Below are 20,647 nucleotides of genomic sequence, written 5' to 3'. Positions count from 1 at the left end.
TCATTGCCGGGCTTGACCCGGCAATCCAGAAGATGTCGACAGTCTCTGGATGCCCGGGTCAAGCCCGGGCATGACAATAAGGGGAATCCCAGCCGATACTGTCGCCCTATTCCTCTGCCAGCGCCTGCTCCAGATCCGCGATCAGGTCCTCGACCGCCTCGATGCCGATCGACAGGCGCAGCAGGTCGTCGGGCACGATGCCATCCTCCTTCTCGATCGTGGCGCGATGCTCGATCAGGCTCTCGACCCCGCCCAGCGAGGTGGCGCGGATGAAGATGCCGACGCGAGAGATCGCGCGCAGCGCCGCCTCGCGGCCGCCGGCCAGGCGCAGCGACAGCATGCCGCCGAAGCCGCCCTCCATCTGCCGCGCCGCGACGGCGTGGCCGGGAAAGCCTGGCAGGCCGGGGTAGCAGACCTGCGCCACCCCCGGGTGGCCGTCGAAGCGCTCGGCGATGCGCTGGGCGCTGGTGCTGGCGGCGCGCACCCGCACGAACAGCGTGCGCATGCCGCGCAGCAGCAGCCAGGCCTCGAACGGCCCCAGCACCGGGCCGGCCAGGAAGCGGATGCGGCCGATGCGCCGCCACAGCGGGCTGTCGGCCGCCGTCACCACCGCGCCCGCGACCACGTCGGAATGGCCGTTCAGGTATTTGGTGGCGGAATGGACGACGATGTCGGCGCCATGCGCGATCGGCCGGCACAGCGCCGGCGAGGCCGAGGTGTTGTCGACCGCCAGCAGCGCCCCGGCTTCATGCGCGATCGCGGCGACGGCGGCGATGTCGGTGACCGACCAGATCGGGTTGGCCGGGGTCTCGACATAAACCAGCCTGGTCACCCCGGGGCGGATCGCGGCGCGCAGGGCGTCGAGGTCGGTGGTGTCGACCAGGTCGCAGGCGAGGCCCCAAGGGATCAGGAGCTCGCGCAGCAGCTTGGCCGTGCCGAAATACATGTCGCGCGAGCAGACGACGTGGTCGCCCGGCGCCAGCGCCTGGAACAGCGCCGCGATCGCCGCCATGCCGGAGGCGAACAGCATCGCCCCCGTCCCGCCCTCCAGCCGCGCCAGCAGCGCCTCGGCCTGCAGATAGGTCGGGTTGTCGTCGCGGCTGTAGCCCCGGCCGCCGACCTGGGCGTAGTCGGCATCGCGGGCATAGGTTGAGGACGGATGGATCGGCGGCACGATCGCGCCGGTGTCGCCGCAGAGATAGCCGTCGAGGCGGGCGGCGAGGGTTTCGGGGCGGCAGGGCGGCCGATCGTCCATGGGAACTCCGATTGCCTTCCGGGTGTAACCCCGCTGACGCGCGCCTGCAATCCATGGCAACGTGGTCGGTCGATCGCGGGAGCATGTAGATGAGTTTCGAGAACGGGTTCGGGATCGATCTGGGGCTGGCGCCCGGCATGTGGGTGCGGCACCCCGACCAGCCCGACTGGGGTCCCGGCCAGGTGCAGTCGGTGATCGGCAGCCGGATCACGGTGAATTTCGAGAACCGCGGCAAGGTGCTGATCGACGGCTCGGTGATCCAGCTGGAGTTGGCTGAGGAGGAATAGCATCGGGCGCGCCGTCCCTCACCGCGTCGTCATTCCCGCGAAAGCGGGAATCTCCCGCCCATTACGAAGAGGTCCCGTGTCTGCGCAGCGGCACTTCGCGCCGCAGCGCGCACGGGATGACGACTCTAATTTACAATCGTATATTGATAATAAAGCCGACAGCCCCGCGGGCTGCGGATTTTCCGCTGGCGCGCTTTCCACGCTCCGCTATGATGGAAGCCCGTTATTTACAATAATATCAGGCACAATTGATGCGCGTCGAGCTTCGCGGGATCGAGAAGCGGTTTCAGGAGTTCAGCGCCCTGTCGGGGATCGGCCTCGACATCGAGGCGGGGCATCTCTGCGCCCTGCTCGGCCCCTCCGGCTCGGGCAAGACGACCTTGCTGCGCATCATCGCCGGGCTGGAGCATGCCGATGCCGGCAGCTTGCGGATCGGCGGCACCGACATGTCGGCGGTCGATGTCCGTGACCGCCAGGTCGGCTTCGTGTTCCAGCACTATGCCCTGTTCCGGCACATGAGCGTGCTGGACAATATCGGCTTCGGCCTGAAGGTGCGGCCGCGCCAGACCCGGCCGGAGGCGGAGGCGATCCGCACCCGGGCCAAGGAGCTGCTGGCCCTGGTGCAGCTGGAGAAGTTCGGCGACCGCTACCCCGACCAGTTGTCCGGCGGCCAGCGTCAGCGCGTGGCCCTGGCCCGCGCCCTGGCGATCGAGCCGCGCATCCTGCTGCTGGACGAGCCCTTCGGCGCGCTCGACGCCCGGGTGCGCAAGGACCTGCGGCGCTGGCTGCGCGAGCTGCACCAGACGCTGAAGCTGACCACCGTCTTCGTCACCCACGACCAGGAGGAGGCGCTGGAGCTGGCCGACCAGGTGGTGGTGATGGATCACGGCCGGGTCGAGCAGATCGGCAGCCCGACCGAGGTCTATGAGCGGCCGGCGACGCCCTTCGTCTACGAGTTCCTGGGCCAGGCCGTGCGCCTGCCCTGCCGCATCGGGCCCGACCGGGTCGATGTCGAGGGCGCGGTGCTGCCGCGGCCCGCGGGCTATGCCGGGCCGGACGGCGCCGGCGAGATCTTTGTCCGCCCGCACGACCTGGTGCCGCAGGAGGCGCGCGGCGACGCCTTCCCGATCGCGATCCGCAGCGTCAACGTCATCGGCCCGCTGGTGCGGGTCGAGGCGGTGACCCAGCACGGCGCCATCCCGCTCGACCTGGAATGGCACCGGCGCCAACTGGCCGCCCGCTTGCCCGTTGCGGGCGAGACGCTGCAGGTCGGCACCAGCCATTTCGGCCTGTTCCCGGCGCGCCAGGCCGCCTGAGCATTCTGGAGATTTCGATGAAGCGTTCCTTCCTGGCGCTGGCGCTGGCCGCCGGCCTGCTGAGCGGCGGCACGGCCGCGGCCCAGACCACCATCCTCAACGCCTCTTTCGATGTCGGACGCGAGCTCTATGTCGACATCAACCCGGCCTTCCAGACCTATTGGAAGGGCAAGTCCGGCCAGGATGTGACGGTCGAGCAGTCGCATGCCGGCACATCGAAGCAGGCACGGTCGATCCTGGAGGGGCTGCAGGCCGATGTCGTCACCTTCAACCAGGCGACCGACATCACCGCGCTGGAGAAGGGCGGTGCGGTCAAGCCGGGCTGGCAGTCGGCCTTCCCGAACGGCGCCTCGCCCTACTATTCCTTCCCCGCCTTCCTGGTGCGCAAGGGCAATCCGAAGGGAATCAAGGACTGGGGCGACTTGGCGCGCGACGACGTGCAGGCGGTGTTCCCGAACCCGAAGACCTCCGGCAATGCCCGCTACACCTATCTCGCCGCCTATGCCTGGGCGCTGAAGGCCAATGGCGGCGACCAGGGGAAGGCCCAGGAGTTCGTCAAGGCCGTTCTGTCGCATGTGCCGGTGTTCGACACTGGCGGCCGCGGCGCCACCACCACCTTCGTCGAGCGCGAGACCGGCGACGTGCTGATCACCTTCGAGGCCGAGACCCGCGGCATCCAGAAGCAATACGGCGACCGCGGCTTCGAGGTGGTGGTGCCGCCGACCAGCCTGAAGGCCGATTTCCCGGTGGCGGTGGTCGACAAGGTCGCCGACGCCCGCGGCACGGCCGAGGTCGCCAAGGGCTATCTCGACTTCCTGTACCAGCCGGCGGGGCAGGAGATCCTCGCCGAGCATTTCTACCGCCCGACCCTGGCCGAGGTCGCCGCCAAGCACCAGTTCTCGGCGGTGACGCTGGCGACGGTCGACGAGGTGTTCGGCGGCTGGGACAAAGTCAATGCCGAGCATTTCGCCTCGGGCGGCATCCTCGACACCGTGTTCGTGAACCAGTGAGCCGCGGCGCCCGATGACCAGCGTCGCCCTCGCCGCCCCCCGTCCCGCCCGGCGCCGGGTGCTGCCCGGTTTCCGGCTGACGCTGGGCTGCACGCTGGTCTATCTGGCGGTGATCGTGCTGCTGCCGCTGGCCGCCCTGGCGCTGAAGGCGGCCAGCCTGACGCCGGCCCAGTTCCTAGCCATCGTCACCTCGCCGCGTGCCCTCGCCAGCTACGAGGTCACCCTCGGAATGGCGCTGGCGGCGACGGTGTTCAACGGCGTGGTCGGGCTGCTGCTGGCCTGGGTGCTGGTGCGCTACCGCTTCCCCGGGCGGCGGCTTTTGGACGCCATCGTCGACCTGCCCTTCGCCCTGCCGACCGCGGTGGCCGGCATCGCCCTGACCGCGCTGTTCGCCAAGAACGGCTGGTTCGGCGCGCCGCTGGCGGCGATCGGCATCCCGGTCGCCTACACCCCGCTGGGCATCGCTGTGGCCATGGCCTTCACCAGCCTGCCCTTCGTGGTGCGCAGCGTGCAGCCGGTGCTGGAGGACCTGGACGCGGGCGTCGAAGAAGCCGCCCGGACGCTGGGCGCCGGCGACTGGTCGACCCTGCGCCATGTGGTGTGGCCGGCGATCCTGCCTGCCTTCCTGGCCGGCTGCAGCCTGGCCTTCGCCCGCAGCCTGGGCGAGTTCGGCGCCGTCATCTTCATCGCCGGCAACCGGCCGATGCAGACCGAGATCGCGGCGCTTCTCGTGTTCATCCGGCTCGAGGAATACGACTACGCCGCCGCCGCGGCCCTGGCGCTGACCATCCTGGCTGCCGCTTTTGTGCTGCTGCTGGCCACCAACATCCTCCAGGCCCGGTTCCTGCGCCATGTCGATCGCCGTTGACCATCAACCGGCCACGGCGGCCGTGACTGCGAATACCGTCGCCAGGCCGCGGCGGTCGCCGCGCATCGGCGAGGGGCGCTGGACCCGGCGGATCCTGATCGGGCTCGCCCTGCTGGCCGCCGGGCTGGTGCTGGTGGCGCCGATCATCATCATCTTCACCCAGGCCTTTTCCGCCGGCCTCGCCGTCTTCGCCCGCAACATCGGCCAGAGCGAGACGCTGGATGCGATCGGGCTGACCGTGACCACCGCGCTGATCGTGGTGCCGATCAACACCGTGTTCGGCATCATGGCGGCCTGGGCGATCGCCAAGTTCCAGTTCCGCGGCCGGCGCCTGCTGACCACGCTGGTCGAGATCCCGTTCTCGGTGTCGCCGATCGTCGCCGGCGTCGTGTACCTGTTCCTGTACGGCGCCAACGGCCTGTTCGGCCCCTGGCTGCAGGACCAGGGCATCCGCCTGATGTTCACCCCGGTGGCAATCGTGCTGGTCAGCCTGTTCGTCACCTCGCCCTATGTGGCGCGCGAGCTGATCCCGCTGATGCAGGCGCAGGGGCGCGACGAGGAGGAGGCGGCGGCGACGCTGGGCGCCAATGGCTGGCAGACCTTCTTCCGCGTCACCCTGCCGAACATCAAATGGGCGCTGCTGTACGGCGTGGTGCTGTGCAACGCCCGGGTGATGGGCGAGTTCGGCGCCGTCTCGGTCGTGTCCGGCCACATCCGCGGCCAGACCAACACGCTGCCACTGCAGATCGAGCTGCTGTACAACGACTACAACGCCGTCGGCGCCTTCGCCGCGGCCTCGACCCTGGCGCTGCTGGCCCTGGTGACGCTGGCGGCCAAGGCGCTGGTCGAGCGCCACAGCCGCCGGACGGGCCGGCCGGGGCATTGACCCCGAGGGAGCTGCTTCCACATTCCTGATGGCCCGGGCGCCGGATCGCCGCGATCCGGTCGCCGTCACCAATGTGTCAACCATCCGGCCTAGTCTGGCACCGCCGCAACGATCAACGGAGCCCAGCAATGGCATCGCCCACCCTCGCCCTGTCCGTGGCCGTCCTCGGCCTCGTCTGCGGGGCGCTGACGCCGGTGCTCGCCCAGGATGCGCCGCCTTCGGGGATGAAGCCGCTGGTCGGCGAGCTGCTGCCGACCGGCCAGCGCCTGACCCCGACGGCAATGCCCGGCTCGAAGCTGGACTCGCTCAATCCCAATCTCCCCGGCCTGCCCGACTTCACGGCCGGGCAGGCCTCGGCGATGGCGCTGTCGCCCGACGGCACGACGCTGCTGGTGCTGACCTCCGGCTACAACCGCAATGTCGGCCCGGACGGCAAGCCGATCGCCGAGCTCTCGACCGAATATGTGTTCGTGTACGACGTGTCGGGCCCGCTGCCGGTCAAGCGGCAGGTGGTGCAGGTGCCCAACACCTTCCTTGGCATCGCCTGGTCGCCGGATGGCGGCCGGTTCTTCGTCTCCGGCGGTGTCGACGACGTGGTCTATGACTATGCGTTCAGCCAAGGCAAGTTCGCGCTCACCGGCACGGTCGCGCTCGGCCACAAGGCCGGCATCGGCGTCGAGGGAACCAAGCCGGAGGCGGCGGGCCTCGCCGTCTCGCCCGATGGCAAGCGGCTCCTGGTCGCCAATTACCAGAACGATTCGGTCAGCCTGATCGATACCGCCGAGCACAAGGTGGTGGCCGAAGCCGATCTGCGCCCCGGCGTGATCGACCCCGCGAAGTCGGGCCAGCCCGGCGGCACCTATCCGAACCTGGTGGCCTTCGTCTCGGACGGGAAGGCCTATGCCGCCAGCCAGCGGGACCGCGAGCTGATCACCCTCGATATCCGGGCGGACGGCCTTGCGGTCGCCGGTCGCCAGACCGTCGACGGCCAGCCCTCGGCGATCGTCCTCAACCGGCAGCGCAGCCGCGCCTATGTCGCGCTCGACAACACCGACCGGGTGGTCAGCGTCGACACCGGGACCGACAAGGTGATCGAGGACATCGCAGCCGCCGCGCCGGCCGAGGTGTGGCTCAACCCCGAAGGGCTGCACGGCGCCAACACCAACGGCTTGGCGCTGTCCGGTGACGGGCTGACGCTGATCGCCACCAATGGCGGGCTCAATGGCGCCGCGGTAATCGAGCTCGGCGAGGGCTCGATCGATCCGGAGACAGCCAAGACGGCCAAGGACGCCAGGGCCAAGAAGGACGACGACGGCGACGAGATCGAGGAAGAGGGCAAGCTGCCCCAGGCGTCCCGCGTCATCGGCCTGCTGCCGACCGGATGGTATCCGACCTCGGTCGCGGTGCGGCCGGACGATGCCCGCATCTATATCGCCAACGGCAAGTCCAATGCCGGCCCCAACCCGCTCGCCTGCCGCAACACGCTTGCCCCCGAGAAGGCGGCGCTCAATCCCTGCAAGCAGGCCGACCAGTATGTCTGGCAGCTCGAGAAGGCCGGGTTGCTGACGCTGCCGATTCCTAAGCCGCGCCAACTCGMCGAGATGAGCTGGCAGGTCGCGGTCAACAACAGCTTTCCCAGCGCCGCCGGCCATGGCAGCCGGTCCGAGACGATGGCGTTCCTCCACAGCAAGATCGACCACGTGATCTATGTCGTGAAGGAGAACCGCACCTATGACCAGGTGCTCGGCGACCTTCCGGTCGGCAATGGCGACCCGAGCCTGACCCTGCTGCCGCAGCCGATCACGCCGAACCACCACGCGCTGGCGCTCGACTTCGTGACCCTCGACAATTTCCGCGACAGCGGCGAGTCCAGCAACACCGGCTGGAACTGGACGACCGCGGCCCGGACCACGGATTTCACCGAGCGCACCGCACCGGTCAACTATGCCGGACGCGGGCTGCAATACGATTGGGAGGGCCTCAACCGCGGCATCAATGTCGGCCTGGCCGGGCAGGACGAGCGCGAGGAGGCCAATCCGGCGACGCCACATGACCCCGACGTCCTGGCCGGCACCGCCGACGTCGCCGCGCCCGACTCGCCGGAGGCTGCCGATGCCGGCGAGGCCGGGACCGGCTATCTCTGGGACGCGGCCTTGCGGGCCGGGCTGACCGTGCGCAACTACGGCTTCTACGGTGACGGCTCGCGCTACGAACCCGGTCATCCGAATGCCCTGTCGCCGGAGCTGCGCGATCCGTTCGGCTCCCACACCCAGGTCTTCTTCCCCGACAAGCCATCGCTGGCGCCGCACAGCGACCTCTATTTCCGCGGCTTCGACCAGAAGTTCCCGGACGCCTATCGGGTGGATGAGTGGGAGCGCGAATTCGACGGCTTCGTCCAGTCGGGCAAGCTGCCCAACCTGACGCTGCTGCGGATCTCGCACGACCATTTCGGCGACTTCGACAAGGCGGTCGACGGGGTCAATACGGTCGAGACCCAGATGGCGGACAACGACTATGCGGTCGGCCGGATCGTCGCCAGGGTGGCGGCCAGCCCGTTCGCCAAATCGACCCTGATCTTCGTCATCGAGGACGATGCCCAGGACGGCGCCGACCATGTCGACGCGCACCGCTCGATCGCGCTGGTCGCCGGGCCTTATGTCCGCCGCCATTCGGTGGTGTCGGAGCACTACACCACCGTCAGCCTGCTGAAGACCATCGAGGCCGTTCTGGGCCTGCCGCCGCTGGGGCTCAATGACGGTCTGGCCGAGCCGATGGCCGAGGTGTTTGATTTCCATGCCGCCAATTGGACCTATTCGGAGGTCGTGCCGGAGGTGCTGCGGACCACCAGGCTGCCGCTGCCGCCGCGCGGCCCGCAGAAGGCCGATGCCGGCGGCTGCTTCACGCAGCCGGCGCGCACCGCCGCCTGGTGGCAAAAGGCGATGAAGGGCCAGGATTTCGAGGAGGAGGACCGCCTCGACACGGCGCGCTTCAACGCCGCACTGTGGCACGGCCTCAAGGGCGACGGCACGCCGCTGCCAGGCCGCAGCGGCGTCGATCTTACGAACGGTCGCGACGCACTGCTGGCCGCCTTCCGCCGGGAGAATCGCTGCCGCGACTGATCGTAGCCCGGGGGCGGTCCCAGCGGGGCTGCCCTCAGCCGATCCGCGGCGTGACTCGCTCGCGCATGAAGGCCATGTATTCGGCCTCCGAGGTTTCACGCCGGGCCCGGACCAGAGGCTTGATGTCGTCAGTGGCGACGTAGCGCAGCTGGTCGGTGCCGTCGGTGGCGGCGGTGTAGATCACCTCGGCCACCTCCTCGCTGGTGGCGTCGGCACGGGAAGCGCGGAGCCCGGCGAAGACCTGCATCGCGCCTTCCAGGAAGGGCCGATAGTCCGGCAGCTCGGCCGAGGCCCCCGCCTCCGCGGCGCTGCGCTCGCCGAAGCTGGTTTTGGTGACGCCGCCGGGCTCGACGATCTTCACCGCGACGCCCAGCGACGCCAGCTCGTAGGACAAGGCCTCGGAGAAGCCCTCCAGCGCGAATTTCGAGGCGCAGTACAGCGAGATCATCGGCAGGGTGAAGACACCGGCGCCGGAGCTGATGTTGATGATCGTCCCGGACCGATTGGCCCGGAAATGCGGCAGCAGGGCGCGGGTCACGTCCATGACGCCGAAGACATTGACGTCGAACTGCTCCTGGATCTTGTCGCGCGGCGCAGCCTCGAACACGCCGAACAGGCCGAAGCCAGCATTGTTGACCAGCACATCGATGCGGCCGAACCGGGCGATCGCCTCGGCCAAAGCGGCGTCGATGCTGGCCGGATCCTGCACGTCCAGCCGGGCCACGAGGACGTTGTCGAGCGCGGCCAGGCCGGCGCCCGCCTCGGGCCGGCGCATGGTGGCGACGACGTTCCAGCCGCGCGAGGCAAACAGGCGGGCCGTGGCCTCGCCGAAGCCGCTGGAACAGCCGGTGATGAGAACGGTGCGGGTCATCGAGATCTCCTGGGTGAGCCCTCGATATGCCCCTGCCCCTCTATTGTGATAATCCGTTCAATCTTGGACGAGTTGATGAAGGCAGCCGGATAATGGCCGACCTTGCTCTGGCCGAGCTGACCGCGCTCGGCGCTGTGGCGACCCATCGCAGTTTCCGCGCCGCGGCGGCGGAGCTGGGGCTGTCGCCCTCCTCGCTGAGTCACATGGTGGCCAGTCTCGAGCGGCGGCTGGGCGTGCGCCTGTTCAACCGCACCACCCGCAGCGTCGCGGTGACCGAGGCGGGCGAGCAGTTCCTGGCCCGGATCCAGCCGGCGCTGCGCGAGATCGCCGAGGCGGTGGAGACGGTGAACCGGTTCCGCGACACGCCGGCCGGGCTGCTGCGGCTGAACAGCTCCGAGGGCGGGTCGGCGCGGATCCTACCGGTCGTGCTGGACTTCATGGCGGCCTGTCCGGAGATGCGGGTCGACCTGGTCACCGAGGGCCGGATGATCGACATCGTCGCCGCCGGCTTCGACGCCGGCATCCGCCTGGCCGAAGCCGTGCCGCAGGACATGGTCTCGGTGCCGCTGGGCATCGACGAGGCGATGATCGTGGTCGGGGCGCCGGGCTATCTGGCGGCGCGCGGCGTGCCGCAGGCGCCGGCCGACCTGTTCACACACGAATGCATCCGCGCCCGGCTGCCGAGCGGCGCGATCCTGCGCTGGGAGTTCGAGCACCAGGGCGAGGAGATCCGGATCGACCCGCCCGGCCGACTGACCATCGGCAGCCCTGAGCTGAGCCAGCAGGCCGCGCTGGCCGGCGCCGGCCTGGCCTTCGTCAGCGGTCGCACGGCTGCAGTGGAGATCGAGTCAGGCCGACTGCAGCAGGTGCTGGCGGACTGGACCCCGCCCTTCCCGGGCCTGAGCCTGTATTATCCGCGCCAGCGCCTGCCCTCCGCCGGGCTGCGGGCCTTCATCGACCATTTCCAGAAGGCCCGCCGCCGGTGATGCGTCAGGCCGGCGTCAGGACATGGACGGCCCGGCCGGCGAGCAGCTCTTTGGCGCGCTCGCCATAGGCCTTCATGTGTGGGGCGACCGAATGCGCCTTCAACGCCTCCGGGCTCTCCCATTTCTCGATCACGACGAAGGTGTCGTCGCCGAAGCGGTCGGAACTGCCATCGGCGTCCACTGCCGGGCCGTATTCGATGCAGCCCTGCTCGGCATGGACCGCGGGGATGATCTTGCGGAACTCCTCCAGCAGGGCGGCGCGTTTGCCGGGCTTGGCGGTGAGCAGGGCGATGACATGGATCACGTCGGGACTCCGTTCGTTTTGTCCGATCTTATCGCCCCGACTCACCGGGCCGCCAGCCTTAAGGCCGAACCGCCGTCACCTCGATCTCGACCAGAAAGCCGGGATTGACCAGCGCGGCGACCTGCATGGCCGAGCGCGCGGGCAGGTTCGGCTGCGCCGCCGTGCCGTAGAACTGGCGGTAGCCCTCCATGAAGCCGGCGAAGTCCATCTTGCCCTCCTTGGCCGGGTCGCCGACCAGGAAGACCTGCATCTTCACCACGTCGCCCAGGCCGAGGCCGAGATCCTTCAGCGTCTTCTCGATCGATGTCAGCACCGCGACCGTCTGGGCCTTGGTGTCGCCATAGGCGGCAACGGTGTTCTTGGCCGCGTTGGCATCCGCCACCGGCGGCACCGCGCCGCTGACATAGACCGTGGTCTTGCCGGCCGGGATCTCCACGGCCCGGGCGATCGGGAAGTCGGAGTTCGGGATCTTGTGGCGGATCACGTCCTGGGCCGCGGCTCCGCCGGCCACCAGCAAGGCCGCCAGGCCGATCGCGGCCGTCATCATTCTCTTCACAGTGTTCTCCCCCTCAGGCGTTTGGGTCAATTGCGGGCGTCGGCCACATCCTTGGCCGTCACCGGGTCGGTGTAGGAATTGCCGAAGCTGGTGCGCAGGTAGTTCACTACTGCCGCCACCTGGTCGTCGGTCATCATCTTGCCGACCGGCGGCATGCCCTTGAGGCCGTGGACGACGACATAGACCGGATAGGCCCCGGTCTCGAGATTGGCGTTCTTCGCCAGGGCCGGATAGTGGCCGGCGCCGGTCGCCCCCTGCCCAGCCGGCATGTGGCAGGCCTGGCAGACATTGGCGAACAGCGCCGCGCCGTCGGTCTCTGCGAAGGTCGCGGCCGGGCTGAGCATCGGGGCGTCCTGGGCACCCGCAGCGGCGGGCAGTGCCAGGGCGGTCAGGATCGCGGCCAGCCGGGCCGCCGAATGGACGATCATGACAGGGCTCCTCTGGAACAGACGGGTCATGCGGCGATCACCCGGTGATGCAGCCGCTCGATCGCGTTCAGCGCCGAGAGGATCGCCCCCTCCTGCCAGGCCGGGATGTAGGAGGCGTGCTCACCGGCCAGCACGATGCGGCCGTCGATCTGGCACAGATTGTCGTAGTGCTGGGCCCGCGCCTCATCGGTCCAGTCGCCGGCACAGCCCAGGGTGAAGGGCACCCGGTGCCAGGCCACCGAGATCCCGGTCTCGAACTCCGCTGCGTATTGCGGATGGATCTGTTGGCCGTACTGCACCGCGCGGCGCACCCGCTCGGCCGGGTCCATGGCGGTGAACTCGTAGGAGTTCGGGCCGTTCCAGCTATAGGCGCCGAGCAGCACGCCCTTGCCGCCGAGATTGTAGCCGGTGCTGGGGTAGGAGATCTGGCGGATCGGCAGGTCGGTGTAGCTGATGCCGCCGAAGATCGCCTCGTCCTCCTCCCAGAAGCGGCGCTTGAACTGCAGCCCGACCTTGACGGAGGAGGCATAGGGCACGGCCTCGATCGCCGCCTGCAGCTTGGCGCCGACATCGATCGGGATCTGGCTGAGGACGGTCAGCGGGATGGTGCAGACGCACCAGTCGGCCTTGGCCTGCAGCGGGCCGCCGGGGCTCTTGGTGTCCTCATAGGTCACGGTCACCCCTGCATCGCCCTGCTGGATCCGGGTGACCTTGGCATTGTAGCGGATCAGGCCGCCGAGCTGGCCGGCGAAGGCCTTGCCGATCATGTCCATGCCGCCGACCGGCTGGAACATGGTTGTCTGGAACTCGTAGAGCGCGAAGCTCTGCAGGCTGCGCCACAGCCGCGAATTGAGGATGTCGGACAGGCCGATCGGCTCGCCCGGCACCGGCTCGGCCCCCAGCCCGCCGCCGGCGTCCTTGCTGAAGCCGCGGAACTCGGACGCGGTCTCGCCGGCCTTGTAGCCGTAGTCCTTGTCCAGGGCGCCCCAGGATTTCAGCGCCTGCAGCAGGATCTCGCGATCCTCCTTCGACACCGCCTCGTCCAGCCTGCCCTGCTGCGTCGCCTTGGCCAGCAGCTCGGAGACATGGCCCTGGAAATCGGTCTTGATCTCGCGGATGCGCTGCGGCTTGCCGCCGAAGCCCCTGGTGTTGTGCAGCAAGGCGTTGTGGTTGAGCTGCTGGAACGGCTCCAGCGCCACGCCCAGGCGCCGGCAATAGGCCAGCACGCCGTGATGGTGGTACGGGATGCGCCAGGGGCCGGGATTGATGTAAAGCCCCTGGTCGAAGCCGCAGGTCTGGGTGGCGCCGCCCAGCTCGGTGAAGCGGTCGCCGCCGCGCAGCGTCCAGTTGCGGCCGCCCGGCCGGTCGTTGAACTCCAGCAACTGGACCGCATAGCCGGCCTGGCGCAGCTCCAGCGCCGCAGTCATGCCGGCCAGGCCGGCGCCGAGCACCAGCACCGTGGCACCCTTCGGGTCGCCGCCCAGATCGACCGGCCCCTTGTAGCCGGACTCCGCCGCCAGGCCGAGGCTGGTCATCGCCTGGTACATGGCGGCGCTGCCCGCCGTCATCCCGATCAGCGACAGCAGGCCGCGGCGGCTGACGCCGTCCCCCTGTTCCTCTTGCATCGATCATGCCCCTTCGACAGTCGCGGCGGAGCGATCCGGCCGCGGATGACGACAGCAGCAAGAACGATGCCAGAACGGAAAAGGGTAGTCTCCGGCGGCTTCGGAGCCGATCGAATTCCCATCCGTGCCGAAGCAAAAGGCACTGGATCAGGCAAATGACGGCAAGACGATCACATTCTCAACGAAAGTATTCGGCTCGAATTTTCCGCAAATAAACCAAGAATTCAGGCAGTCACCAGATCGACCTTGAACTCAGCCGGCTGGCGCAGCGTCTGGTAGACGACGCAGTAGCGCTCGGTCAGCTTCAGCAAAGTGGCACGCTGCTCCTCAGTCAGGTCGCCCTCGACCGCGAAGTTCAGGCGAATGGCGCGGAAGCCGACCGGCGCGTCTTTTGCGACGCCGAGCGTGCCGCGGAAGTCGAGATCGCCTTCGGCCGAGACGGTGCCGCCGGTGATCGGCAGGGCCAGCGCCGTGGCCACCGCCTTCAGCGTCACCCCGGCGCAGGCCACCAGCGCCTCCAGCAGCATGTCGCCGGAGCACAGCGACAGGCCGTCGCCGCCAGTCGCCGGGTGCAGCCCGGCCTCGGCCAGGGCGCGGCCGGTCTCGACCTTGCAGGTCACCCCGTCCTCGCCCAGCCGCCCCTTGGCGCGCAGGGTGACCAGGGCCGAATCCGGCGCCTCGCGATACTGGTCCTTCAGCGGCGCCTGCAAGGCGCGCAGCGATTCGGCATCCATCGTCGTCTCTCAGATCGTGACGGGCACGGCCGACGCCCGGGCCCCTGCGGCGCCCGCATCGCGGCCGGCCGCCRCATCCCGCGGCGGCGCCAGGGACGATAGCACGGCCTCGCGCAGCCGCAGCAGTTCCGGCGCCCCTGCCCGCTCGGCCCGGGCCAGCGGCACCGCGATGTCGGCGACGATCCGGCCCGGGCGGCCCGCCAGCACCACCACGCGGTCGGCCAAAGCCAGCGCCTCGTCGATGTCGTGCGTCACCAGCATCATCGTCGGCTCGAGCCAGTCGCGGATCTCCAGCAGATGGCGGTGCAGGTCGCGCCGGGTGAAGGTGTCGAGGGCGCTGAACGGCTCGTCCAGCAGCAGCACCTTGGGCCGTGCCACGAGCGCCCGGGCGATGGCGACGCGCTGGGCCATGCCGCCGGAGAGCTGGCGCGGCCAGGCCTGGGCGAAGCCGGCCAGCCCGACCCGGGCGATCGCCTCCGCCGCCAGCTGCGCCGCCTCGGCCCGGGGCAGCCGGCCGAGGCCGAAGCGGATATTGGCCTCGACGGTGAGCCACGGCATCAGCCGAGGCTCCTGGAACACCACGCCGACATCCTCGCCCGGCCCGTCGACCGGATGGCCGGCGACCGAGAGCGCACCGGCCGTCGCCCGCTCCAGCCCGGCGATCAGGCGGAGCAGCGTGCTCTTGCCGCAGCCGCTGGCGCCGACCACGGCGACGATGGCGCCGGACTCGACCGCGAGGTCGATGCCGACCAGGGCGTCGAGCCCGTTCGGGTAGCGCTTGCCGACGCCTTTCAGCGACAGCATGGTCACGCTCCCTCCGGACGGAACCCGTCCTGCCAGCGCACCAGCCGGGCGCCGAGCGTGGCCAGGGCCATGTCGGTGAGCTTGCCGAGCACCGCGAACAGCAGGATCGCGGCCAGGATGGTGGCCGGGCGGCCGGTCATCTGCCCGTCGACCAGCAGGTAACCGAGGCCCTTGCTGGCGCCCATGAACTCGGCCGCCACCACGAACATCCAGCCGAGGCCGAGGCCGCCGCGCAGGCCGGTGATGTAGGTCGGCAGCGCCGCCGGCAGCAGGATCCGGCGCACCAGGTCCCAGGTGCCGAAGCGGTAGATCCGCCCGACCTCGACCAGCTTGCGGTCGACCGAGGCGATGGCGCCAGCCAGCGTCAGGTAGACCGGGAAGAACACGCCGACCGCGATCAGCAGCACCTTCGGCGTCTCGAAGATGCCGAACCAGAGGATGAACAGCGGCACCCAGGCGATCGACGGGATGCTGCGCAGCGCCTGAATGCTGGGATCCAGCAGGCGGCGGGCCAGCGGCCAGACGCCGGTGGCGGCGCCCAGCGCCGTGCCGGCGGCGGCACCGAGCAGGAAGCCCCACCAGACGCGCCACAGCGTCACCAGCACATGGTCGAGCAGCACGCCGCGGCTCGCCAGGTCGCCCAGCGTCTTCAGGATCTGCGACGGCGGCGGCAGCAAGCGGGTGGAGATCAGACCGAGGGTGGCCAGCACCTCCCAGCCCAGGGCCAGTCCGACCGGCAGGATCAGCCCGACCGCGACGGTGCCGAGCGCGCCGGCCGCCCTTGGCCCGCGGAGTTCGGTTCCGGTCGCGGCGGGATCCAGGCTGGCCATCGCTACTGCGCCAGCGCGGTCTTGAAGCGGGCATCGAGCAGCGCGTCGACCGTCGCCGCGACATCGACCCCGGCATCGATCACCCCTGCCTTCTGCAGCGCCACCCCGGCGGCCAGAATGGTGTCGCGCTTCGGCGCGTCGATCGCCGGGCCGGACAGGTCGGTGCGCTCCAGCTGCCTGGCTGCCGCGGCATCGGTCAGGCCGGCGGCCTGGACCAGGGCGGCGCGCAGCTCGTCCGGATGGGCCAGGGCGTAGGTCCGCGCCTGCTCATAGGCGCGGATCACGGTCTCGACGATCTCCGGATGGTCGGCGGCGAACTCCTCGTTGACGTTCAGCACGCCATAGGTGTTCAACTCGGGCTTGCGGTAGAACAGCCGCGCTCCCTGCTCCAGCTCCGCCTGCGCCATCATCGGGTCCAGCCCGGCCCAGGCGTCGACCTGATGGCCGATCAGGGCGTTGCGGCCGTCGGCATGCTGCAGCAGCACCACCTCGATGTCCTGCTCGGTCAGGCCGTGATCGGCCAGCGCGCGCAGCAGGAAGATGTAGGGGTCGGTGCCCCGGGTGACGGCGACGCGCTTGCCCTTGAGGTCCTCGACCGACTGGATCGGGCTGTCGCCATTGGTCACCAGCGCCGTCCATTCCGGCCGGGAGTAGGAGTAGACGGCCCTGATCGGGCTGCCGTTGATCCGCGCCAGCAGCGCCGCGGCACCGGCGGTGGAGCCGAACTGGACGCTGCCGGAGTTCAGGAACTCGATCGCCTTGTTGCTGCCGGCGCTCTGCACCCAGGTCACCGACACGCCCTGCGGCTTCAGCGCCTCCTCCAGCCAGCCCTTGTCCTTCAGCACCAGGCTGACCGGGTTGTAATAGGCCCAGTCGAGAGTGATGCCGGACACCGGATCGGCGGCCCGGCCGGGCGCGGGGGCCAGTGCGGCAACGATGATCGAACCGGCCAGCAGCAGGCGGCGCGACAGGGTGATCATGATCGGTCCTTTCGGCCGGCAGGATCAACGATCCTGGGCTGTTGATTGCTTATATCAGAGAGTACTGTGGATATAACTTGCATAAAATACATTAATTATATGTCATTCTATATTCTCAACAGGGCCCTCGACAGGCAGGACTGTCTTCGGCATAATGAACAAATTGGGAACAAATTGACCGAAATGCCATGGACGACCACGTCGTCACCGCTCTGTGGCGTGCTTTCGATGCGCGCGACTGGGCCCGTGCCCTCGGTTTGCTGTCCGACGATTTCGTGGCGGACTGGCCGCAGACCTGTGAGCGCGTCCGTGGTGCCGACGCTTTCATCGCCCTCAACGCCAATTCTCCCGGCCGCTGGCGCTGCCATCTGCAGGAGCTGATCCAGGCGGGTGAGCGGGCGGTCTCCCGCGTGCTGCTGACCGACGGCAACGACATCGTGCATGCCGTCTCGCTGTACCGCCTGCGCGACGGCCAGATCACCGAGGCGGTGGAGGTCTTCGCCGAGTCCGGCGAGCCGCCCTACGACCGCAGCCGCTGGACCGAGCGCTACGAGCTGAGGCTGCCGACCGGCTGAGGCCGCAGGTCGGGTTCGACCCGGCGAACCCGACATGGCGTGAGCCCCGCGTTCAGCAGGCCACCGTCAGCTCGACATACTCCGCCCGCATCGGGTTGTCGCCCGGGGCGACGTTGGTCACCTTGCAGGCCGACACCTGCTCGATCGCCTTGCGCTCGGCGGCTCGGACTTTGGCTGGGGACGGGCCGATCAGGCTCGGTCCCACCAGCCAGGCGCCCCAAACGGTTTCCGTCAGCCGGGTGACGCCGATGTGGAGGCTGTTCACCGTCACCGTCCGCGACAGCACGGCGGGCGTCTCATCCGGCTGTTTCTGGGCGCAACCGAGGAGCGCCAGCGCGATCAACGCCGGAAGACCGTATCTCACCTGAACCCCCAAAGGTGCTTTTTCCTTTGCGGCAGACGATATCAGGTTGTCGCTGAAGGATTCCAGCCGCCTCGCGCAAGAATTCGCTCGGCCAACAAATGATACAGGCCGTGCCGCAGCACCAGCCGCGATCCGGCCCAGGCCAGGCCGACCGCCGGGATCAGAATGGCGAGGCCGCGGGATTCACCGGTCATCTCGGCCAGCAGCACCAGGGCGGTGACCGGCGAATGGGTGACACCGGTCAGATAGGCGGCCATGCCGACCAGCATCAGCGACGGCACCAGGTCCGGGCCGACCAGGGGCGCGAAGATCGCGCCGAAGCCGGCGCCGACCGAGAGCGAGGGCGCGAACAGGCCGCCCGGGATGCCGGCCGACGATGCCAGGGCGGTGGCGGCGAACTTGGCCGGGAAGAACCACCAGGCGAGGCTGTGCCAGCCTTCCAGGGCCAGCCGCGTCGGCTCGTAGCCGGTGCCGAAGGTCACGCCGCCGGCGGCCAGCCCGATCAGCCCGGCCACCAGGCCGCAGCTGGCGGCCGCGGCCAGCACCGACCATCGGCCGAACCGGGCGAACAGCCGCGGCAGCAGCCGGGTCAGCGCCAGGACGCAGCGGCCGAACAGGCCGCCGAGGATGCCGGCCAGCACAGCCACCAGCAGGAAGACCGGGATCGCCCCCGGCGTGAAGTCCAGCGCGTGGCGGCCAAAATAGGTGTAGTCGCCGAGCACGGCGATGGCGACGGCCGAGGACAGGAAGATCGCGGCCAGCACCGCCATGCGGTTGCGGATGTCGAAGCCGCCGACCAACTCCTCCAGCGCGAAGACGATGCCGGCCAGCGGCGTGTTGAAGGCGCCGGCCAGCCCGGCCGCGCCGCCCGCGGTGATCACCCGGCGCAGCCGGGCCGGGGTGGCGTGCGGGGTCAGGCCGGCCAGGATCACGGCACCGACCTGCACGGTCGGCCCCTCGCGCCCGATCGAGCCGCCGCAGGCAAGGCCGACCAGGCAGAGCAGGATCTTGCCGATGCCGGTGCGGATGTTCAGCTGGGTCGGCACCAGCTCCAGCGGCYGGCGCATCGCGGCGATGCATTGCGGGATGCCGCTGCCGGGCGCCGCCGGGAACCACCGCTGCGCCGCCAGGGCCGAGACGCCGAAGCCGAGGGCACCGAGGATCGGCGCCAGCCACAGCCGGCCGTCGGTGATCCAGGCGAACAGGCTCTGCGCCTCGTCCGCAGCCTCGGCGAAGGCGACGGCCATGCAGCCGACCAGCAGGCCGCCGACGGCGAAACGCAGCAGCCGCCGCAAGCGCGGCGGCGACAGCAGGCGGCGGAGAGTTCTGAGTCTCAGATCCGGCGCGGGGCCGGCCGGATGCGTCATGCCCCGATGGGGGCCGGCTCCTTACCCTCGGGCTGGGCCACCCGGAAGCTCTCGCCACAGCCGCAGCGATCGACCTCGTTCGGGTTGTTGAACACGAAGCGGGCGCCGAACTCTTCCTGGACCCAGTCCATCTCGGTGCCGAGCAGGAACATGATCGCCGACGGATCGATCAGGACGGTGACGCCCTTGCTCTCGACCACATCCTCGAACTTCTTCCGCTCCTCGGCATATTCCATGAAGTAGCTGAGGCCGGAGCAGCCACGCGCCTTGACCCCGACCCGCAGGCCCAGGATCGGCTTCGGCGACTTCGCGATCAGCTCGCGCACACGGTCGGCGGCGCGGTCGCTCAGGGAAATCGGCGGCGGTAGGGCGCGCATCCTGTTCACCTCTTGTCCTCGACCCACAAGATGGGCCGATCGGGAAAAGACTTCAACGGTTTGCGGCTGCAAGGCAGACGTTCCCGAACCGACGCCCCCCAATCTCTCTGTCATTTCCTGTCATTGCCGGGCTTGACCCGGCAATCCAGGGGCTACAGAGAGCCGCTCTGGCCGCCCCTGGATCCTCGGGTCAAGCCCGAGGATGACAGGTGAAACAAGTCAATCACAGCCGCAATGGTCACATGCCCAGCGCCAGCCGGGCATCTTCGCTGGCGCGTTCGATCGACCAGGGCGGGTCCCAGGTCAGGTTGACCTTGGCCCCGGTCACGCCGGGCACCACTGCGGCACCGCGCTCGACGATCGCCGGCATCGAGCCGGCCACCGGACAGTTCGGCGCGGTCAGGGTCATGTCGATCTCGACCTTGCCTTCCGGCGACACCTCGACCCGGTAGATCAGACCGAGCTCGACGATGTTGACCGGCAACTCCGGGTCGAACACCAGCGTCAGGTTGTCCATCACCGCCGAGCGAGTGGCCTCGACGTCCAGCGGGTGGGTGACCTTGGACAGCGGCGTGACGACATGGATCCAGTCCGGCTCCGGCACGTCCAGCGTGCCGGCGCGCATGAAGTCGTTCAGGCCGAGGCCGTCATCGGGGAAGTGGGTCATGATGATGTCGCCTCCCGCGCGGCCAGATGGCGCCGCGCGATTTCCTTGATCCGTTCGACCATCGAGGCCAGGCCGTTGCGGCGGCCGCTGGTCAGGTGGGTGTCGAGGCCGAGCCGGGTGAACAGGCCGCGCAGGTCCATCGCTGCCACCTCCTCCGGCCGGCGGCCGGAGAACACGCCAGTGACGATGGCGATCAGCCCCTTGACGATGCGGGCGTCGCTGTCGCCCTGGAACACGATGCGGTCCGGTGCCTGGTCCTCCGGCCGGGCAATCAGCCAGACCTGGCTCTGGCAGCCATGCACCTTGTTGGCCTCGACCCGCTCGGCATCCGGGAAGGGCGGCAGCGCGTCGCCCAGGCTGATGATATAGGCGTAGCGCTCCTCCCAATCGTCGAGGAGGGAGAAATTCTCCTCCAGCTCTTCCTCGGAGAGGGACATG

Annotated in this window: 23 protein-coding genes; 8 read left to right on the top strand and 15 right to left on the bottom strand. The window is 69.2% G+C overall.

The genetic code is table 11. From position 1 onward, the window contains the following. Positions 1-106: 106 nt before the first annotated feature. Entirely contained in the window at positions 107-1,255 is a 1,149-nt protein-coding gene (locus AB4Z01_RS07370; RefSeq protein ID WP_441692071.1) for a trans-sulfuration enzyme family protein, read from the bottom strand. Between the two features lie 89 nt (positions 1,256-1,344). On the opposite strand from AB4Z01_RS07370, the gene AB4Z01_RS07365 reads away from it, so the two are divergent. The 6 genes from AB4Z01_RS07365 to AB4Z01_RS07340 all read left to right on the top strand — a co-directional run bounded on the left by AB4Z01_RS07365 (position 1,345) and on the right by AB4Z01_RS07340 (position 8,741). Further along, a complete protein-coding gene (locus tag AB4Z01_RS07365) occupies positions 1,345-1,542 on the top strand; it encodes a DUF3553 domain-containing protein (RefSeq protein WP_441692069.1) in 198 nt (65 codons plus the stop codon). Positions 1,543-1,793: 251 nt separating this feature from the next. Next, entirely contained in the window at positions 1,794-2,858 is a 1,065-nt protein-coding gene (locus tag AB4Z01_RS07360; RefSeq protein WP_441692068.1) for a sulfate/molybdate ABC transporter ATP-binding protein, read from the top strand. Between the two features lie 17 nt (positions 2,859-2,875). After that, positions 2,876-3,868 (top strand): sulfate ABC transporter substrate-binding protein, encoded by a 993-nt coding sequence (locus AB4Z01_RS07355; RefSeq protein WP_441692066.1) that lies wholly within the window; start codon positions 2,876-2,878, stop codon positions 3,866-3,868. 13 nt (positions 3,869-3,881) lie between these two features. Continuing rightward, complete coding sequence (cysT, locus tag AB4Z01_RS07350; RefSeq protein ID WP_441692064.1) at positions 3,882-4,736, top strand: sulfate ABC transporter permease subunit CysT; 855 nt, start codon at positions 3,882-3,884, stop codon at positions 4,734-4,736. 22 nt (positions 4,737-4,758) lie between these two features. Then, on the top strand, positions 4,759-5,622 hold the full coding sequence (cysW, locus tag AB4Z01_RS07345; protein WP_441692063.1) for a sulfate ABC transporter permease subunit CysW: 864 nt from the start codon (positions 4,759-4,761) through the stop codon (positions 5,620-5,622). A 128-nt stretch (positions 5,623-5,750) separates the two neighbouring features. Next, the gene (locus AB4Z01_RS07340) at positions 5,751-8,741 is read left to right on the top strand and encodes a bifunctional YncE family protein/alkaline phosphatase family protein (protein WP_441692061.1); all 2,991 of its coding nucleotides are present in this window, start codon (positions 5,751-5,753) and stop codon (positions 8,739-8,741) included. A 34-nt stretch (positions 8,742-8,775) separates the two neighbouring features. On the opposite strand, the gene AB4Z01_RS07335 is transcribed toward AB4Z01_RS07340, so the two are convergent. Further along, a complete protein-coding gene (locus tag AB4Z01_RS07335) occupies positions 8,776-9,612 on the bottom strand; it encodes an SDR family oxidoreductase (protein WP_441692059.1) in 837 nt (278 codons plus the stop codon). Positions 9,613-9,704: 92 nt separating this feature from the next. On the opposite strand from AB4Z01_RS07335, the gene AB4Z01_RS07330 reads away from it, so the two are divergent. Next, positions 9,705-10,598, top strand: a complete 894-nt coding sequence (locus AB4Z01_RS07330; protein ID WP_441692057.1) for a LysR family transcriptional regulator — start codon at positions 9,705-9,707, stop codon at positions 10,596-10,598. Between the two features lie 4 nt (positions 10,599-10,602). Here AB4Z01_RS07330 and AB4Z01_RS07325 read toward each other — a convergent pair whose 3' ends face one another. From AB4Z01_RS07325 to AB4Z01_RS07290, 8 genes are all read right to left on the bottom strand, one after another. Continuing rightward, positions 10,603-10,902, bottom strand: coding sequence for a putative quinol monooxygenase (locus tag AB4Z01_RS07325; protein ID WP_441692055.1), 300 nt, complete (start codon positions 10,900-10,902; stop codon positions 10,603-10,605). A gap of 58 nt (positions 10,903-10,960) precedes the next feature. Next, positions 10,961-11,449 carry a RidA family protein gene (locus tag AB4Z01_RS07320; RefSeq protein WP_441692053.1) on the bottom strand — a complete coding sequence of 163 codons (489 nt, stop codon included), beginning with the start codon at positions 11,447-11,449 and terminating at the stop codon, positions 10,961-10,963. A gap of 35 nt (positions 11,450-11,484) precedes the next feature. Next, positions 11,485-11,886: a c-type cytochrome gene (locus AB4Z01_RS07315; protein WP_441692051.1), complete on the bottom strand. Its 402-nt coding sequence runs from the start codon at positions 11,884-11,886 to the stop codon at positions 11,485-11,487. A 26-nt stretch (positions 11,887-11,912) separates the two neighbouring features. Continuing rightward, the gene (locus tag AB4Z01_RS07310; protein WP_441692049.1) at positions 11,913-13,511 is read right to left on the bottom strand and encodes a flavin monoamine oxidase family protein; all 1,599 of its coding nucleotides are present in this window, start codon (positions 13,509-13,511) and stop codon (positions 11,913-11,915) included. Between the two features lie 224 nt (positions 13,512-13,735). Then, positions 13,736-14,245: an OsmC family protein gene (locus tag AB4Z01_RS07305; RefSeq protein WP_441692048.1), complete on the bottom strand. Its 510-nt coding sequence runs from the start codon at positions 14,243-14,245 to the stop codon at positions 13,736-13,738. Between the two features lie 9 nt (positions 14,246-14,254). Further along, positions 14,255-15,049 (bottom strand): ABC transporter ATP-binding protein, encoded by a 795-nt coding sequence (locus AB4Z01_RS07300; protein ID WP_441692046.1) that lies wholly within the window; start codon positions 15,047-15,049, stop codon positions 14,255-14,257. Positions 15,050-15,051: 2 nt separating this feature from the next. After that, complete coding sequence (locus AB4Z01_RS07295; protein ID WP_441692044.1) at positions 15,052-15,879, bottom strand: ABC transporter permease; 828 nt, start codon at positions 15,877-15,879, stop codon at positions 15,052-15,054. A gap of 2 nt (positions 15,880-15,881) precedes the next feature. Further along, the gene (locus tag AB4Z01_RS07290) at positions 15,882-16,859 is read right to left on the bottom strand and encodes an aliphatic sulfonate ABC transporter substrate-binding protein (RefSeq protein WP_441692043.1); all 978 of its coding nucleotides are present in this window, start codon (positions 16,857-16,859) and stop codon (positions 15,882-15,884) included. Between the two features lie 188 nt (positions 16,860-17,047). On the opposite strand from AB4Z01_RS07290, the gene AB4Z01_RS07285 reads away from it, so the two are divergent. Continuing rightward, positions 17,048-17,434, top strand: coding sequence for a nuclear transport factor 2 family protein (locus tag AB4Z01_RS07285; RefSeq protein WP_441692042.1), 387 nt, complete (start codon positions 17,048-17,050; stop codon positions 17,432-17,434). 52 nt (positions 17,435-17,486) lie between these two features. Here AB4Z01_RS07285 and AB4Z01_RS07280 read toward each other — a convergent pair whose 3' ends face one another. From AB4Z01_RS07280 to AB4Z01_RS07260, 5 genes are all read right to left on the bottom strand, one after another. Beyond that, positions 17,487-17,798: a hypothetical protein gene (locus AB4Z01_RS07280; RefSeq protein WP_441692040.1), complete on the bottom strand. Its 312-nt coding sequence runs from the start codon at positions 17,796-17,798 to the stop codon at positions 17,487-17,489. Between the two features lie 41 nt (positions 17,799-17,839). Further along, the gene (locus AB4Z01_RS07275) at positions 17,840-19,165 is read right to left on the bottom strand and encodes a chloride channel protein (protein WP_441692038.1); all 1,326 of its coding nucleotides are present in this window, start codon (positions 19,163-19,165) and stop codon (positions 17,840-17,842) included. Beyond that, on the bottom strand, positions 19,162-19,542 hold the full coding sequence (locus AB4Z01_RS07270; protein WP_441692036.1) for a HesB/IscA family protein: 381 nt from the start codon (positions 19,540-19,542) through the stop codon (positions 19,162-19,164). The genes AB4Z01_RS07275 and AB4Z01_RS07270 overlap by 4 nt, the downstream gene beginning before the upstream one ends. 238 nt (positions 19,543-19,780) lie before the next feature. Further along, positions 19,781-20,209, bottom strand: a complete 429-nt coding sequence (locus AB4Z01_RS07265) for an iron-sulfur cluster assembly protein (RefSeq protein WP_441692034.1) — start codon at positions 20,207-20,209, stop codon at positions 19,781-19,783. Next, positions 20,206-20,646, bottom strand: coding sequence for a SufE family protein (locus tag AB4Z01_RS07260; protein ID WP_441692032.1), 441 nt, complete (start codon positions 20,644-20,646; stop codon positions 20,206-20,208). The genes AB4Z01_RS07265 and AB4Z01_RS07260 overlap by 4 nt, the downstream gene beginning before the upstream one ends. Between the last annotated feature and the right edge of the window lies 1 nt (position 20,647).

Source organism: Inquilinus sp. YAF38 (assembly GCF_052113205.1).
Taxonomy (GTDB): Bacteria; Pseudomonadota; Alphaproteobacteria; order DSM-16000; family Inquilinaceae; genus Inquilinus.
This window is presented reverse-complemented; position numbering and strand designations above follow the sequence as displayed.